Origin of the sequence: Rhizobium metallidurans, from assembly GCF_014196505.1 — a bacterium.
Lineage (GTDB): Bacteria > Pseudomonadota > Alphaproteobacteria > Rhizobiales > Rhizobiaceae > Rhizobium > Rhizobium metallidurans.
Genome location: NZ_JACIDW010000018.1, coordinates 58,833 through 74,927, shown reverse-complemented (window position 1 = coordinate 74,927; position 16,095 = coordinate 58,833). Strand labels below are relative to the sequence as shown.

Below are 16,095 nucleotides of genomic sequence, written 5' to 3'. Positions count from 1 at the left end.
CCGTCGGTTGCGCCGGTTCGGCACGCGCATCGGGTCACGTCTCAGGTGACCGGCCACACCCAGAGCAGCAGCGGCACGCTGACGAGGATGATCAGGAAGGAAAGCGGCAGGCCGAGCCGGGGGTAGTCGCTGAAGCGATAACCGCCGGGGCCGAAGACCAGCGTGTTGCACTGGTGTCCGATCGGGGTCAGGAAATCGCAACCGGCGCCGATCGCCACCGCCATCAGGAAGGCGTCGGGTCTGTAGCCGAGCGTTTCGGCGAAGCTCGCGGCAATCGGGGCCATGACGAGCACGGTGGCGGCGTTGTTGAGGAAGGGCGTCACGGCCATGGCGGTGATCAGGATCAACGCCAGCGCGCCGTAATGCGGCATCTGGGCGGCGAGCGTGCCGAGCCAGCCGGCGATCAGCTCACTGCCTCCCGTCGTCCTCAGCGTGTCGGAAACCGGGATCAGCGTCGCGAGCATGATCAGGATCGGAGCATCGAGCGCCTTGTAGACATCGACCAGCGGGATGACGCGGAAGACGACCATGGCGAGCGCCGCGCAGAAGAAGGAGACGGCGACTGGCACCGCGCCGGTCGCGGTGGCGGCCATGGCGGCGAGCAGGATCAGCAGCGGAAGATAGGCGCGGCGCGAGGTGCCGAGCATAATGTCGCGCTGGGCAAGCGGCAGGCAGGCGAATTCCTGCAGGAAGGCGGGGAGGTTGCGGCGGTTGCCCTGCAGCACCAGCACGTCGCCGGCGCGAAGCCTGACTTCGCTCAGGCGCTCGTTCAGTCGATGGCCCTTGCGGGAGACGGCGAGAAGATTGACGCTGCGGCGGTTGGACAGCGACAGCTGCCGCGCCGACCAGCCGACCAGCTGCGATTCCGACGCGACGATCGCCTCGATCGAGATCAGGTCGTTGCGCTCGGCGGGGTCGGCGATCGGCTTGCCCGAGAGTTTCAGCTTGGCGTTGGAGACGACGCGATCGAGCGCGTCGGGACTGCCCTCGAGCAGCAGCGTGTCGCCGCTTCTCAGCTGCACGTCGGGAAAGGGCGAGAGGCGGGTGTGGCCGCGCAGGATCGCGGTCGCCACGGCGTCGCCGTCGCCGAGTTTCAGGAGGTCGCTGAGCGGCTTGCCCTCGACGGTCGATTCCTCGGCCACCGTGGCTTCGGAGAAATAGGCCTTGGCGTCGAGCGCCTCTTCCAGCGACGGGTTTTCGTTCTTTCTTTCAGGGACCAGCCAGTGGAAGAAGATCAGGAAGACGACGCCCACCAGCGCCAGCGTGGCGCCGACGGGGGTGAAGTCGAACATGGTGAAGGGCGTGCCTGTTATCTCGCCGCGCAGGCGCGAGACGACGATGTTGGGCGAGGTGCCGATCTGCGTCATCAGGCCGCCGAGAAGGGCGGCGAAGCTCATCGGCATCAGATAGAGCGAGGGCGACTTGCCGCTCTTGCGGGCGAACTGGAAGGCGACCGGGATCATGATCGCCAGCGCGCCGATGTTCTTGATGAAGGCGGAGAGCACGGCGACGACGACGAGCAGCAGCGCGAGCTGCGTGTGCAGCGTGTCGAGATTGGGAAAGAAACGCTTGATCGCGGTATCGACGATGCCGGAGCGGGCGACGCCGGCGCTGACGACGAGCGCGCTGCCGACGATGATGACGATGTCGTCGCTGAAGCCGGAGAAGGCCTTGTCGAAGGGCACGAGACCGACGGCGATCGCCAGCACCAGCGCGCAGCACGCGACGAGATCGTAGCGAAAACGGTCCCAGATGAAGACCGCCATCATCAGGCCAATGACGCCGAAGGCGAGAATCTGCTGTGTTGTCATGCGTTTCCGGGAACAGAGAGCGGATGCCGGGAGATTTCCCGCGTCTGCGGATAACTGTGCCGCGCGCGATGCACTTCAATGGCTCGCCCCGGGCAAAATTCGCGCGGCATCGGCGCGCGGCGCTCGCCCGCATTGAGATTTCGTTCCCGGCCGGTATATGGACGCTGACGGACGAATGGCGTGAGCATGGGCGGAGCGGGAATGGGCAATGAGACGCGCAAGAGCGCAGCTGGCAGCAAGCGTCCGGATGAACAGGCACCCGATACGCTGACGCTCCTGAAACAGATCGCCGACAGCCCGCGACGCGACAACTCCGCGTATCACGACGCCATGGCGCAGGCCCGCCAGGCATTCGAGGCGGCGGAGGCGGCCATCGGCGGTCCCGTGAGGGTCAAGACCAGGATCAAGACCAAACGCAACGGCGACTACGTCGTGAAATGGACCTTCAAGCCGGCTAAGTGATTGGCGTCGTCAGGCGGAGCCGGGTGTGAAAACGAAATAGTAGGCCGTGGCGATGACGACGGCCGTGATGAATATGATGGCGACGAACCGCGTCATGCCGCGGCGGGCTTTGTTTCCTGTGCTCTTCATACCGACCAAACCGATCGAGCGCCGATATGGTTCCCCATTCGGTTTTCGTCAGCGCTGGATTTCCGCCAGGGCCCGGCGCAGCGGCAGGTCGGAAATCTGGATGAGGCCGTTGAAGGGAATGTCCATGTCGAGCACCAGATAAATCGAGGCCGAGATCAGGAAGGCGGCGATGATGAACATCGAGACGACGATGATGTTTTTCGGCGCGCGATAGCCGAAGCTCGCGAAAATCAGGATCAGCCATGTCACCAGCATGGAGATCAGCGGCCGTGGGATGACGCCTTCCGACTGCTCGACGAGGACCCAGCGCTGCTCGACGAGCCGCTGATATTGCTGGCGCGCATTGTCGAGCAGCGCGATGTGGCCGGGATCGTCCGGGGCGAGAAGCGCCAGGCTGTTTCCCACTTCGTTCAGGGCGAATTCGGCGGCCGGGTCGCCCTTGACCAGCGGGTCGCTGGATGGCGGAACGTTGCCCAGTGCTATTTCGACATAGGTGGAAAGGCGCTGCTTGGTCTCGTTGGCCTCCAGCCCGTAGGTTCGAAGCGTCTGGTCGAAGAGGATGATCTGGGTGGCGAAGGCGTGGACGTTGCTGTCGATGCCCTCGAAGGTGTTCTTCGCCGAGTTGATCATTAGACTGAAGACCAGCGAGGTCATGACGACGAAGATGTTGGCCACCAGCCGCACGACGGCATTGGTCTCTTCCTGACGGTGGTGGCTCGGCAGCCTGTGATAGCTGAGCATGGTGCCGATCGAGGCGGCGATCAGGCAGGCGCAGATGACGGCCGCCACAAACACTTCCCGAGACATGCCGAACCTCCCCAGATGGCGTCCGCGCTTTAGACTAGATGGTTTGGGCGATTTTGCCAGCGGGCGATTTTCCGCGCTGGACAAACGGTCGCGCGGGTATAGCTTCCGCCTCGGTATTTCATGTTGGAGATTGATGATGACCGATATCTTGAGCGTGCCGGTAAAGCTCGCCGATGGACGCGAGACCACGCTGAACGAATACAAGGGCAAGGTCGTGCTTGTCGTCAACGTCGCCTCGAAATGCGGGCTGACGACGCAGTACGAGGGGCTGGAGAAGCTCTACGAGGACAAGCGCGAGCGCGGCTTCGTGATCGCCGCCTTTCCGGCCAACAACTTCAAGGGCCAGGAGCCGGGCACCGACGCCGAGATCGTCGAGTTCTGCACGCTGACCTATGACGTGAAGTTCCCGATCTTCTCGAAGATCTCGGTCAAGGGCGACGACCAGCATCCGCTTTACAAGATGCTGACGGGCACCGGCCTGCCGACGACGGGCGAGGGCCCGATGCGCGAGAAGCTGGTCGATCGCGGTCTTGCCGCTTCGGACGACAAGGGCGTGCTGTGGAACTTCGAGAAGTTCCTGATCGGCCGCGACGGCAAGGTCGTCGCGCGTTTCGCACCCGACGTGACCGCCGACGACCAGCGTCTGGTGCTGGCGATCGACAAGGAACTGGCGGCCGGCTGATTGGCGGGCACAGGATATGAAAAGGGCGCGGCCATCAGGTCGCGCCCTCTTGCTTGTCAGTGCAAGGTCTCTTTCGTGGCCTCGCGCTTTCGCTTCTTGGCGTTGCGCGCCAGCATGTTGAGGCCCTCGACCAGCGCCGAGAAGGCCATGGCGGCGTAGACGTAGCCCTTGGGGACCTCGAAACCCATGCCCTGGGCGATCAGCGTCGTGCCGATCATCATCAGGAAGCCGAGCGCCAGCATGACGATGGTCGGGTTCTTCTCGATGAAGTTGGCAAGCGGGGTCGCGGCCACCAGCATGACGGTGACGGCGGCGACGACGGCGATCACCATGATCGACAGATAAGGGGTCATGCCGACGGCGGTGATGATGCTGTCGACGGAAAAGACGAGGTCGAGCACCAGGATCTGGCCGATCGCGGCGGCAAAGGTCGTCGTCCCCGCGTTGGCGGCGGCATCGTTTGCCTGTTCGGCGGGATCGACCGTGTGGTGGATTTCCTTGGTCGCCTTCCACAGGAGGAAGAGACCGCCGGCAATCAGGATCATGTCCTTCCACGAGAAGCTCTGGCCGAAGACTTCGAAGACCGGCGTCGTCAGCTTGACGATCCAGGCAACGGTGCCAAGCAGCGCCAGGCGCATGATCAGCGCGAGACCGATACCGATCTTGCGGGCCTTCTCGCGCGATTCGGGTGGCAGCTTGTTGGTGAGAATGGAAATGAAGATGAGATTGTCGATCCCGAGAACCACTTCCATCACCACCAGGGTGACAAGAGCCACCCAGGCGGCCGGGTCCTGCACGAGCATCATGATTTCTTGCATCTATATATCCCTTTGCGGCCCTTTAGCGGTCGCTCGAATGTAACCACGCGCATTCGCTTGGCAAGCGCGTAAGGGGATATACGAAAGTCGGCGGGCTTTTATTCCGTAGTCAATATCCCGCCATATGCATGTCAGCGATCGTTCGCGACCCCGTAGGTCGCCATGAACATGCGCACGGCGCCATTGATGACGCGTTCGGCTTCCTGTTTCGACGGCGGCTTTTCCATGCTGCCGAACAGGCGGAACTTGAAGAAACTGCCGCTCGAGAGATCGAGAAACTGGGCGGCGGCCAGGTCGATGTCCGAAATATCGAGCTTGCCGGCCTCGACATAGCGCACGAGATAGTCTCGCAGGATGGTGCGCAGGTTCTCCGGGCCGTTGAAGAAGCGCTGACAGAGCGCCGGCATGCGATCACGCACGCCAAGCACCGTGCGCATGGCGTTGATGACCTTCTCGTCGGTCAGGTGGGCGATGAAATCCATGCCGAAATCATGCAGGCCGGCTTCCACGTCCTCGCGTTCGGCAAGGGTGGTGCGCATCGCGGCAACGAAGGCGGCGCGCTCGCTTTCGATCATCGCGGCGAACAGCTCTTCCTTGTTGGCGAAGTATACGTAGAGCGTTCCCTTCGAAACGCCGGCCTCGCGCGTGATGTCGTTCATGCTTGCGGCATCGAAGCCGTATTTCATGAACGCGCGCCGGGCGCCGTCGAGGATTTGCTTGCGCTTGGCGGGGTCCTCACCCGCCGCCCATCTGCCTCCCGCGGATGTCGATTCCTCCATGGATACGTCGGAAAAGTCTGTCATAGCTCCTTAACCATATTCGCATGTGCGAATGTTTCGTTAACAAAATCGAACCGGGTGGTTCGATACATCTTGATATGAACGTTAAAAGGTTCTATGTCAACTAAACCGAACCGTTCAGTTCGATCTGTTTTACTCGATTTACCGGTATTCTCTCATGTCGTCTAGCCAGAACGCCAATGTCGCCCGCATTGTCAGCAAGCCCGCTGATGGCGAGGCTCAGGAAGCAGCCGTGACCACGGCCGAAGCGCCGCGTACGCCGCAGACCGCGGCCCCTGTGGAGACGGCGCCCGAGCAGAAGAAAAAGAAGCGCAGCCCCGTGCTTCCGATCCTCGGGCTCGTGCTTCTCGCCGGCGCCGCCTATTACGGCTATCAGTGGTTGACGGTCGGCCGCTTCATGGTTTCGACCGACGACGCCTATATCGAGGGTGACATCGCAACGATTTCGCCGAAGGTCACGGGCTACGTCGCCAAGGTGAATGTCGTCGCCAACCAGCAGGTCAAGGCCGGCGATATCCTGGCGACGCTCGACGACGGCGACTACAAGCTGGCGCTCGAGCAGGCGCAGGCCTCGCTCGACACCGAGAAGCTGTCGCTGCAGCGCATCGACGCGCAGATCGCCGGCGGCGAGGCGAGCCTCGACCAGGCCAAGGCGCAGAAGGTTGCCCTGGATGCCACGCTGCGCGGTGCGCAGATCACCCAGACCCGCGCCAGCGAACTGCAGGCGAAGTCGGTCGGCACCACCGCCTCGCTCGATACCGCCAATATCGCGCTCGATCAGGCGCGCGCCAATCTGGTCGGCGGCAATGCCGCCATCGCGTCGGCCGAAGCCAACGTGACGCTGCTCCATGCGCAGCGCCGCGAAGCCGAAGGCACGATCCGCCAGCTCGAGCTTGCCCGGGACAAGGCCGCCCGCGACCTGTCGTTCACGGTGCTGAAGGCGCCCTATGACGGTGTCGTCGGCAACCGCTCGGTTCAGGAAGGCGACCTGGTCTCGCCCGGCCAGCGCTTGATGGCGCTCGTGCCGATCCGCGAACTCTATATCGACGCGAACTTCAAGGAAACGCAGATCCAGCAGCTGGTTCCGGGTTCGAAGGTCGATGTCCGCGTCGATGCCTATGGCGATGATCCGATCGTCGGCACCGTCGAGTCGATCTCGCCGGCATCGGGCTCGGTGTTCTCGCTGCTGCCGCCGGAGAACGCGACGGGCAACTTCACCAAGATCATCCAGCGCGTGCCGGTGCGTATCGCCCTGCCGCAGGAAGCGCTCGACACGGGCCGACTGCGCGCGGGCCTGAGCGTGGTTGTCGACGTCGATACGCGCACGGCGCCGGATGCCGCCAAGTAACGCGCTTCGCGCTGGACCTGGCCCATAATATCGTCTGACGAGGTAGGCCGATGGCCGCGAGCACAACAGCAGGATCGATGCCGGCCACGCCGGCTGCCGATACCATGGACCCCCGCAAGCTCATCGCGTTTTTCGCGATGGTCGTGGGGATGTTCATGTCCATCCTGGATATTCAGATCGTGTCGGCGTCGCTGGCCGAAATCCAGGCCGGCCTCAGCGCCGGCACGGATGAAATCGGCTGGGTGCAGACGTCCTATCTGATCGCGGAAGTCATCATGATTCCGCTCTCCGGTACCTTGGCGCGCATCATCTCGACGCGCTACCTCTTCGCCTTCTCGGCGGCGGGCTTCACCGCGGCCAGCGCATTGTGCGCCACCGCGACGAATATCGACCAGATGATCGTCTATCGCGCGATCCAGGGCTTTATCGGCGGCGGCATGATCCCGTCGGTGTTCGCCGCCGCCTTCACGATCTTCCCGCCATCCAAGCGCAGCATCGTATCGCCGATCATCGGCCTGATCGCGACGCTGGCGCCGACCATCGGCCCGACGGTCGGCGGCTATCTCAGCGATGCCTTCTCCTGGCACTGGCTGTTTCTCGTCAACATCATTCCCGGCATCATCGTGACGATCGTGGCCTGGAACTTCATCGACTTCGACAAACCGGAATTCTCACTGTTCAAGAAGTTCGACTGGTGGGGCCTCGTGTCGATGGGGGTCTTCCTCGGCGCGCTGGAATACGTGCTCGAAGAGGGCAACTCGAACGACTGGTTCAACGACCGCAACATCGTTCTCGGCGCGATAGCATCGGCCATCGGCTGCGTGGTCTTCTTCTACCGCGCCTTCAAGGTGGACTTCCCCGTCGTCGATCTCAGGGCATTCAGCAACCGAAACTTCGCGGTCGGCTCGCTGTTTTCCTTCGTCATGGGTATCGGGCTTTACGGCCTGACCTACATCTACCCTCTCTATCTCGGGCGCATCCGCGGCTACGATTCGCTGATGATCGGCGAAACGATGTTCGTTTCGGGTCTCGCCATGTTCCTGACAGCGCCGATCGCCGGCAAGCTGTCGGCGAAGATGGACCTGCGGCTGATGATGGTGCTCGGCTTCGCGAGCTTCGCGGCCGGCACCTGGATCATGACCGGCGTAACCACCGACTGGGATTTCTACGAGCTCCTGATCCCGCAGATCCTGCGCGGCTTCGGCCTGATGATGTGCATGGTGCCGATCAACAACATCGCGCTGGGCACCATGTCGCCGGCGCGTATCCGCGGCGCGTCCGGCCTGTTCAACCTGACGCGCAACCTCGGCGGCGCCGTCGGTCTGGCTGTCATCAATACCGTGCTGACCAATCGCCAGGACGTGCACTACCAGCGCATCCGCGAGGGCCTGGACTGGGGCAACCCGATGGCGCTCGACCAGATGAAGTCGATGACCTCGAATTACGATGCCTACGGCATGGACGGCGCCGCCATCGCGATCAAGCAGATGGTCGGGCTGGTGACGAAGCAGGCGATGGTGATGTCGTTCAGCGATATTTTCGTCATCCTCACCGGCCTTTTCGTGGCGATGCTGCTCGGTATCGTGCTGATCGACAAGCCGGCGCCGCCGCAAGGCGGTGGCGGAGGTGGCGGCGGCCACTGACGGCTCACGACAGCCCTGACGAAATTCTGGCCTGACGAATTCGGGCCTGACGAATTCTGGCGCCGGCTTGGGAAACCAAGGCCGGCGTTTTCGCGTATAGGCGATGATATCACCGGGATCGACCGCGCTTCATGTTCAAAGCTTCCGCCAGATTCGCTGCACTCCTCGCCCTTATCCTGTCCGTCGCCGTGAACCATGTGTTCGCCGCCGGTCCGTCCGCCGACGAGACGCGCATCGATGTCGGCGGCTACAGGATGAACAGCCTGTATCTCAAGGCGCGGCGGCCTGATCTGCCGCCGATCGTGTTCATCCACGGCGCCAGCGCCAATCTGCACGATTCGGTATTTTCGTTTCGCGACCTGTTGGAGGGGCGTGCCGATCTTCTGTTCATCGATCGTCCGGGCCACGGGCGTTCGGATCGCGGCGATCAGGAGAACGCATTTCCCGACGGGCAGGCCGATGCCATCGCTGATGTCATGACAAAACGCGGTATCAAGAGGGCGATCATCGTCAGTCATTCCTTCGGCGGAGCGGTGGCGGCGAGCTTCGCGCTCAGGCATCCTGATCGGGTGCTCGGCCTCGTTTTCCTGTCGCCCGCCGTCTACCCGTGGCCGGGTGGTATCGCTTGGTATTACGATGCCGCGAAGGTGCCGGTGACAGGCGCGCTGTTCAGCGCCATCGTCGTGCCGCCGGTGGGGCTCGCGATGATCGACAGCGCGACACGCTCGGTTTTCGCGCCCAATCCTCGGCCGCCCGGCTATATCAGGGAGGCGCGGGCGCTGCAGGCGCTCGGGCCGAAGGCTTTCCGCGATAACGCCATCGATGTCGCCAATCTCCTGGAATGGACGAAGCGCAATTCGCCGCGCTATGGCCGCATCCGTGCGCCGACGGTGATCATTTCGGGCGATACCGACAGCGTCGTCTCGCCTGACATCCACGCACGCCATCTTGCTCGCGCCATCAGGGGCGCGCGGCTGCTGATGATCCGCAATATGGGCCACAAGTCGGATTACGTGGCGCGGGATGTGGCCGTGGCGGCGATCGAAAGCGTCGCCGGCAGGCCGCGCGATTTGAAGCGCGCGGCAGCCAGGCTCGAAGCCGCGATCGCCAACGATCACGAAAAGTAGCAGTGATTTCAATACACGGAATGCGTCGTCGAAAAATTTGATTTACGTACATCAGAAATGACGCTAAAGGTCTCGTCAGGAGGAGCGATGAGACCTACGGTTCACGATATTGCCGCGGCCGCGGGCGTCAGCCTTGCGACTGTCGATCGGGTGCTGAACCAGCGCCCGGGCGTCCGGCACGTAACGCGGGAGAAGGTCGAAGCCGCCATTCGCGAGATCGGTTATGTGCGCGATGTCGCCGCCGCCAATCTCGCGAAGGGGCGGACCTATTCGTTCGTGTTCATCGTTCCCGCCAGCGACAATTCCTTCATGCACGGGCTGAACGCCGAGGTGATGGCCGCCGTCGCGCGCTCGCCGGTGGAGCGCACCGATATCCGCACCGTCGAAGTTCCCGCCTTCGATCCGGCGGCCCTTGCCGCGGCACTCGATACGCTACGCGCCGAGCGGCCAGCCGGCGTGGCGCTGGTCGCGACCGATGCGCCCGAGGTGCGCGATGCGGTCGACAGGATGGTGCAGGACGGCATTCCCGTCGTCACCGTCGTGTCCGATCTCACCGGCTCGCTGCGTCATCACTATGCCGGCGTCGACAATATCGCGGCCGGCCGCACGGCGGCGCGGCTCCTCGGCCGTTTTCTCGGCGGAGCCAAGGGGGATGTCGCGGTTCTCGCCGGCTCCATGCTGGTGCGCGACCATCGCGAGCGGCTGGAAGGCTTTTCCGCGGTGATGGCCGACGAGTTTCCCGATCTTTCCATCCTGCCGGTCATCGAAGGTCGCGACGACCCCGATATGGCGCATATGCTGGTTTCGGACGCGCTGTCGAAGCGCGACGGCATCATCGGCGTCTACAGCCTCGGCGCCGGCAATCGCGGCCTGATCCGGGCGCTGAAGGAAACATCCGTTGCCCGCGTTCTGACCGTCGTCGCCCATGAGCTGACCGATCATACGCGCGCGGCCCTTCTCGACGGTACGATCGACGCAATCTTGAACCAGGATGCGGGCCACGAGGTGCGCAGCGCCATCCGCGTGTTGAAGGCGAAGGCCGACGGGCTCTCGGTCATCGACGCGCAGGAGCGCATCCGTCTCGATATCTTTCTGAAAGACAATCTGCCGTAAGGGCAAAGGGAGAAACACATGTATCTGGGTCTCGATCTCGGAACCTCCGGCGTCAAAGCCATGCTGATCGATGGCGATCAGAAGATTGTCGGCTCGGCCAATGGTTCGCTCGACGTGTCACGTCCGCACCATGGATGGTCGGAGCAGGAGCCGTCGCACTGGGTGCGCGCGGCCGAGGAGGCGATATCAGGGCTGAAGGCGAAGCATCCGAAGGAGCTGGCCGCCGTCAAGGGCATCGGCCTTTCCGGCCAGATGCACGGCGCGACGCTGCTCGATGCCGACGACAAGGTGCTGCGCCCCTGCATTTTATGGAACGACACGCGCAGCTACATCGAGGCGGCGGCGCTCGATGCCGATCCGCAGTTCCGCAAGATCACCGGCAACATCGTGTTTCCCGGCTTCACCGCGCCGAAGCTCGCCTGGGTCGCCAAGCATGAGCCGGAGATTTTCGCCAAGGTCGCCAAGGTGCTGCTCCCCAAGGACTATCTGCGCCTGTGGCTGACCGGCGAGCACATTTCCGAAATGTCGGATTCGGCCGGCACGTCCTGGCTCGATACCGGCAAGCGCAAGTGGTCGTCCGAGTTGCTCGCCGCCACCGGTCTCGATGAAAAGCACATGCCAACCCTGGTCGAAGGCACTGAAGAGGGCGGCAAGCTGCGCGGCGAACTCGCCTCGCAGTGGGGTATCACCGGTTCCGTCGTCGTTGCCGGCGGGGCGGGCGACAATGCGGCATCGGCCTGCGGCATGGGCACCGTCAGCCATGGGGCGGCCTTCGTGTCGCTCGGCACGTCGGGCGTGCTCTTCGCCGCCAACGGCTCCTATCTGCCCAAGCCGGAAAGCGCCGTTCACGCCTTCTGCCACGCGTTGCCCAACACCTGGCACCAGATGGGCGTCATCCTGTCCGCCACCGACGCGCTGAACTGGCATTCGCATGTGACGGGCAAGTCGGCGGCGGAACTGACCGCGGAACTCGGCGAAACGCTGAAGGCGCCGTCGGGCGTGACCTTCCTTCCCTACCTCTCCGGCGAGCGCACGCCGCACAACGACGCCGTCATCCGCGGCGCCTTCATCGGGCTCGAGCATGAGAGCAGCCGCGTCGTACTGACCCAGGCGGTGCTCGAGGGCGTGTCCTTCGCGATCCGCGACAATCTCGAGGCGCTGCGTTCGGCCGGCACCGATATTTCCCGCGTCACCGCCATCGGCGGCGGCTCGCGCTCGCGCTACTGGCTGGCCTCGATCGCCACAGCACTCGGCGTTCCCGTCGACCTGCCCGCCGACGGCGATTTCGGCGCCGCCTTCGGCGCGGCCCGCCTCGGCCTGATCGCGGCCACGGGGGCCGACCCGGTCGCGGTGTGCACGCCGCCGGAAACGGATGGGACGATCGAGCCCGATACGGCGCTGAGCGGGGCGTATGAGGAGGCCTATGGCCGGTATCGTGCGCTTTATCCGGCGATCAAGGCGTTGGCGCATTGAGAGAAAGTTCACTGGGAGGTGTCGCAAGACCCCTCCCCAACCCCTCCCCACAAGGGGGAGGGGCTTCGTGCCCCGCGCGCCCGCCTTCCAAGGTGAGGGGCGGTGCCACCAGCTTTCTCCCCCCTTGTGGGGGAGATGCCGGCAGGCAGAGGGGGTCTTGAGCCGCAGGCCACACGGAACACCATCACTTTTTAAACCACACCCAAGGAGGAAAACATGAGCACCGGATTTTTCGGCGATATCCAGAAGATCAAGTATGAAGGCCCCGACAGCACCAATCCGCTGGCCTTCCACCATTACCAGCCGGACGAGATCGTTCTCGGCAAGCGGATGGAAGACCATCTGCGTTTCGCGGTCGCCTACTGGCACACCTTCACATGGCCGGGCGGCGATCCCTTTGGTGGGCAGACGTTCCTGCGTCCGTGGTTCGAGGACACGATGAAGGCAGCCAAACTCAAGGCCGACGTGGCCTTCGAGTTCTTCTCGCTGCTCGGCGCGCCCTATTATTGCTTCCACGACGCCGACGTGCGCCCGGAGGGCAAGAACTTCGCCGAGAACACCAGGAACCTCAACGAGATCGTCGATTACTTCGCCGAGAAGCAGGCCGCGACCGGCACCAAGCTGCTCTGGGGCACGGCGAACCTGTTCTCCAACCGCCGCTTCATGTCGGGTGCCGCGACCAATCCCGATCCCGATGTCTTCGCCTTCTCCGCCGCGACCGTAAAGACCTGCATGGACGCGACGATGAAGCTCGGCGGCGAGAACTACGTTCTGTGGGGCGGCCGCGAAGGCTATGAGACGCTGCTCAACACCGACCTCAAGCGCGAGCTCGACCAGATGGGCCGCTTCCTCAACCTCGTGGTCGAGTACAAGCACAAGATCGGCTTCAAGGGCCAGATCCTGATCGAGCCGAAGCCGCAGGAGCCGACCAAGCACCAGTACGACTACGACGTCGCGACGGTCTACGGCTTCCTGAAAAAGAACGGCCTCGAAAACGAAGTGAAGCTCAACATCGAGCAGGGCCACGCGATCCTCGCCGGCCACTCCTTCGAGCACGAGCTGGCGCTCGCCAACGCGCTCGGCATCTTCGGCTCGATCGACATGAACCGCAACGACTACCAGTCCGGCTGGGATACCGACCAGTTCCCGAACAACGTTCCTGAGATGGCGCTCGCCTATTACCAGGTTCTGGCAGGCGGCGGCTTCACCTCCGGCGGCACCAACTTCGACGCCAAGCTGCGCCGCCAGTCGCTCGATCCGGCCGACCTGCTGATCGGTCACATCGGCGGCATGGATTGCTGCGCCCGTGGTCTCAAGGCCGCCGCCAAGATGATCGAGGACAAGGCGCTGTCGCAGCCGCTCGCCAACCGCTATGCCGGCTGGGATTCGGCCGAAAGCCAGAAGATGCTGCGCGGCGAATACTCGCTGGAGCAGATCACAGCCCGCGTCGAGAGCCAGGACATCAACCCGCAGCCGAAGTCCGGCCAGCAGGAACTGCTCGAAAACGTCGTCAACCGCTACGTCTGATCGGCGGCGGATTGCTTAGACGAAAAGGCCGGGGAGCGCTCGCTTCCCGGCTTTTTCAATCGCGCCGATATGGCGTCGGGTCGCATTGCCGTCATCGCCGATCTCGGGTCTATTGTCGGCATCGAATCCGCACTGATGATCGGGAGGATCACCATGAGCTCACCTTTCCAACTCGCCGCCTGCGCCGAAATGATCTGGCGCGACAGACCGATCGAATGGCGCGCCTCCAGGCTGAACGAGTTGGGCTTCGGCGTCGGGCTGTGGAACTGGCCGGAGCATGATCTCGGCAAGCTCGAGGCGACCGGTGCCACTTTCACCATCATGAACGGTTATCTCACTGGCCGGCTGACGGATGACGAGGGGGCGGCGGAGCTCTTGAAGACGGCGCGCGAGACGGCCAAGGTCGGCAAGCGGCTGGGCGTGCAGCGCCTCAACCTGCACGGAACCGGGCTGGGCGAAGGCGGTCTGCCGGTGCAGCCGATCGAGGTCGTGACCGGTGACATGTGGCTGAAGGCGCGCGACACGCTGGCCCGCATCGTCGACATGGCGGAAGAGGAGGGCGTGGTCTTCACGCTGGAGAACCTCAACCTTCAAGTCGATCATCCGGGCGTCCCTTTCGGCCGCGCGGAGGACACGCTGGCGCTGGTCTCGAGCATCGACCACCCGCGCCTGCGGCTCAATCTCGACCTCTACCACGCGCAGATCGGCGAGGGGAACCTGATCGAACTCTGCCGCAGGAGCCTGCCATGGATCGGCGAGATCCAGGTCGCCGACGTTCCCGGCCGCATGGAGCCCGGGACCGGCGAGGTCAACTGGAAGGGCATCGCGCGGGCACTGAAGGCGATGGGCTATGCCGGGCCTGTCGGCATGGAGGCTTTTGCCTCGGGCGATCCAGAGGCGGCGCTAGAGGCGTTCCGCGAGGCGTTTACGGTTTAGCGGCGGCCTTTGCCTGTTGATCGGTGTGCGCCGGCAGCTTCCTGGCGCGCGTGACGACGCCGAGAGCGTGAGCGATATAGCCGGCGTCTGCGGTCTCGAACGCTTCCGTCATGAAGACAGCAATTGCCTCCTCCGATGTCAGGTCCTCGGCAGGGTCATATTGGGCGAATTTGTCAGCCATCGTTTTCATTCCAACCGCTGCGCAGCCGCTTTGTTGCTCAGGAGATGGACCGTAGTTTAAAGACGGCAGGGATGTATGGCTAGCGCTTCGACCACTGCTTCGACGGCGCCGACACGGAGTTGCGCACCACCAGATCCGGCTGCAGCAGGATTTCGGTCTCGGCGGGCTGGCCGTCGCCCAGAAACTCCAGCAGCAGGGCCATGGCCTGCTTGCCGATGGCGGTGCGCGGCTGGCGCACGGTCGTCAGCGGCGGCGACATGAAGACGGCCTGGGGGACGTCGTCGAAGCCGGTGACGGAGAAGTCGCGGGGGATGTCGTAGCCGCGGGCGTTGAGGCCGATCATCACGCCGATCGCCGTCTGGTCGTTGACGCACATGAAGGCTGTCGGCAGCGTGTCGCGCATGAAGAGCTGCTCGACGGCGTGGCGGCCGCTTTCGAGCGTGCCGTCGCCTTCCAGAATGATGCGCTGACCCGTCGCCACGCCGGCCGCGTCCAATCCGTCGTCATAGCCCTGGCGGCGCCTGGAATAGGCAAGGCGCGTCTTGCTGTCGCCGATGAAGGCTATTCTGCGGTGGCCTTCGGCCAAGAGCAGGTCGACCGCCTTGCGGGCGCCCTCGATATCGTCGACGCCGACATAGGGAATGCCGCCGTTGAAGACGGGTTCGAAGACGCCGACGCTGGGCGGCAATCTTGCCGTCATCGTCTGGTGGCCGAAGGGCAGGATACCGGTGAAGAGAATCAATCCGGCCGCTTGGTTTGAATTCAGGAATTTGAGATATTCGAGGCCGCGCTGGGCGTCGTTCTGCGTATGGCCGATGAGAATGCCGTAGCCATGGGCGCGGGCCTCGTTCTCCAGGCCGATCAGAATGTTGGAAAAATTGGGGTCGCCGATGTCGGGAGCCACGACCAGGATCATGTTGGACCGGCCGAGACGCAGGCTGCGGGCCATGGCGTTCGTCGTGTATCCTGTGATCGCGATCGCCTGGTTGACCTTCAGCCGCGTCGAGTTGGCGACCTTCTCCGGCGTATGGATCGCCCGCGACACGGTCGCGATCGAAACCTCGGCGATCCGGGCGACATCCTCGATGGTTGCGGGCGTGGAATTCGACACTGCGTCCTGCCTTGGGGCTCAATTGGCGGCGACACTACACAGACTGCGGCATACGTCAAAGGGCGAAGCCAGGAGAACTTCGTGATACGATCATGTAAACCTTTACATCGCACATGTAAAGGTTTAC

At 63.5% G+C, this 16,095-nt stretch carries 15 protein-coding genes; 9 read left to right on the top strand and 6 right to left on the bottom strand.

Features of this window, described 5'->3' with window-relative positions:
- Positions 1 to 41 precede the first annotated feature (41 nt).
- Positions 42 to 1,811, bottom strand: coding sequence for an SLC13 family permease (locus tag GGQ67_RS20675; RefSeq protein WP_183902016.1), 1,770 nt, complete (start codon positions 1,809 to 1,811; stop codon positions 42 to 44).
- Between the two features lie 201 nt (positions 1,812 to 2,012).
- Between GGQ67_RS20675 and GGQ67_RS20670 the strand changes: the two genes are divergently transcribed.
- A complete protein-coding gene (locus tag GGQ67_RS20670; RefSeq protein ID WP_246400252.1) occupies positions 2,013 to 2,273 on the top strand; it encodes a hypothetical protein in 261 nt (86 codons plus the stop codon).
- 177 nt (positions 2,274 to 2,450) lie between these two features.
- Here the strand turns inward: GGQ67_RS20670 and GGQ67_RS20665 are convergent, their stop codons facing one another.
- Entirely contained in the window at positions 2,451 to 3,209 is a 759-nt protein-coding gene (locus GGQ67_RS20665; protein WP_183902015.1) for a bestrophin-like domain, read from the bottom strand.
- A gap of 136 nt (positions 3,210 to 3,345) precedes the next feature.
- On the opposite strand from GGQ67_RS20665, the gene GGQ67_RS20660 reads away from it, so the two are divergent.
- Complete coding sequence (locus GGQ67_RS20660; RefSeq protein WP_425503818.1) at positions 3,346 to 3,891, top strand: glutathione peroxidase; 546 nt, start codon at positions 3,346 to 3,348, stop codon at positions 3,889 to 3,891.
- 56 nt (positions 3,892 to 3,947) lie between these two features.
- Here GGQ67_RS20660 and GGQ67_RS20655 read toward each other — a convergent pair whose 3' ends face one another.
- Together GGQ67_RS20655 and GGQ67_RS20650 are read right to left on the bottom strand one after the other, a co-directional pair.
- On the bottom strand, positions 3,948 to 4,709 hold the full coding sequence (locus GGQ67_RS20655) for a TerC family protein (RefSeq protein WP_183902013.1): 762 nt from the start codon (positions 4,707 to 4,709) through the stop codon (positions 3,948 to 3,950).
- A 131-nt stretch (positions 4,710 to 4,840) separates the two neighbouring features.
- Entirely contained in the window at positions 4,841 to 5,512 is a 672-nt protein-coding gene (locus GGQ67_RS20650) for a TetR/AcrR family transcriptional regulator (RefSeq protein ID WP_183902012.1), read from the bottom strand.
- A 154-nt stretch (positions 5,513 to 5,666) separates the two neighbouring features.
- Here GGQ67_RS20650 and GGQ67_RS20645 point away from each other — a divergent pair, with 154 nt between their 5' ends.
- The 7 genes from GGQ67_RS20645 to GGQ67_RS20615 all read left to right on the top strand — a co-directional run bounded on the left by GGQ67_RS20645 (position 5,667) and on the right by GGQ67_RS20615 (position 14,676).
- Entirely contained in the window at positions 5,667 to 6,857 is a 1,191-nt protein-coding gene (locus GGQ67_RS20645; protein ID WP_183902011.1) for an HlyD family secretion protein, read from the top strand.
- A 50-nt stretch (positions 6,858 to 6,907) separates the two neighbouring features.
- Positions 6,908 to 8,500 carry a DHA2 family efflux MFS transporter permease subunit gene (locus GGQ67_RS20640; protein WP_183902010.1) on the top strand — a complete coding sequence of 531 codons (1,593 nt, stop codon included), beginning with the start codon at positions 6,908 to 6,910 and terminating at the stop codon, positions 8,498 to 8,500.
- 131 nt (positions 8,501 to 8,631) lie between these two features.
- Entirely contained in the window at positions 8,632 to 9,627 is a 996-nt protein-coding gene (locus tag GGQ67_RS20635) for an alpha/beta fold hydrolase (protein ID WP_183902009.1), read from the top strand.
- A gap of 87 nt (positions 9,628 to 9,714) precedes the next feature.
- Entirely contained in the window at positions 9,715 to 10,740 is a 1,026-nt protein-coding gene (locus GGQ67_RS20630) for a LacI family DNA-binding transcriptional regulator (RefSeq protein WP_183902008.1), read from the top strand.
- 18 nt (positions 10,741 to 10,758) lie between these two features.
- Entirely contained in the window at positions 10,759 to 12,213 is a 1,455-nt protein-coding gene (gene xylB, locus GGQ67_RS20625) for a xylulokinase (RefSeq protein WP_183902007.1), read from the top strand.
- A gap of 216 nt (positions 12,214 to 12,429) precedes the next feature.
- A complete protein-coding gene (xylA, locus tag GGQ67_RS20620; RefSeq protein WP_183902006.1) occupies positions 12,430 to 13,740 on the top strand; it encodes a xylose isomerase in 1,311 nt (436 codons plus the stop codon).
- Positions 13,741 to 13,893: 153 nt separating this feature from the next.
- Positions 13,894 to 14,676 carry a TIM barrel protein gene (locus GGQ67_RS20615; RefSeq protein ID WP_183902005.1) on the top strand — a complete coding sequence of 261 codons (783 nt, stop codon included), beginning with the start codon at positions 13,894 to 13,896 and terminating at the stop codon, positions 14,674 to 14,676.
- Here the strand turns inward: GGQ67_RS20615 and GGQ67_RS20610 are convergent.
- Positions 14,666 to 14,857, bottom strand: a complete 192-nt coding sequence (locus tag GGQ67_RS20610) for a helix-turn-helix domain-containing protein (RefSeq protein WP_183902004.1) — start codon at positions 14,855 to 14,857, stop codon at positions 14,666 to 14,668. The genes GGQ67_RS20615 and GGQ67_RS20610 overlap by 11 nt on opposite strands.
- 79 nt (positions 14,858 to 14,936) lie before the next feature.
- Positions 14,937 to 15,968 (bottom strand): substrate-binding domain-containing protein, encoded by a 1,032-nt coding sequence (locus GGQ67_RS20605; RefSeq protein ID WP_183902003.1) that lies wholly within the window; start codon positions 15,966 to 15,968, stop codon positions 14,937 to 14,939.
- Between the last annotated feature and the right edge of the window lie 127 nt (positions 15,969 to 16,095).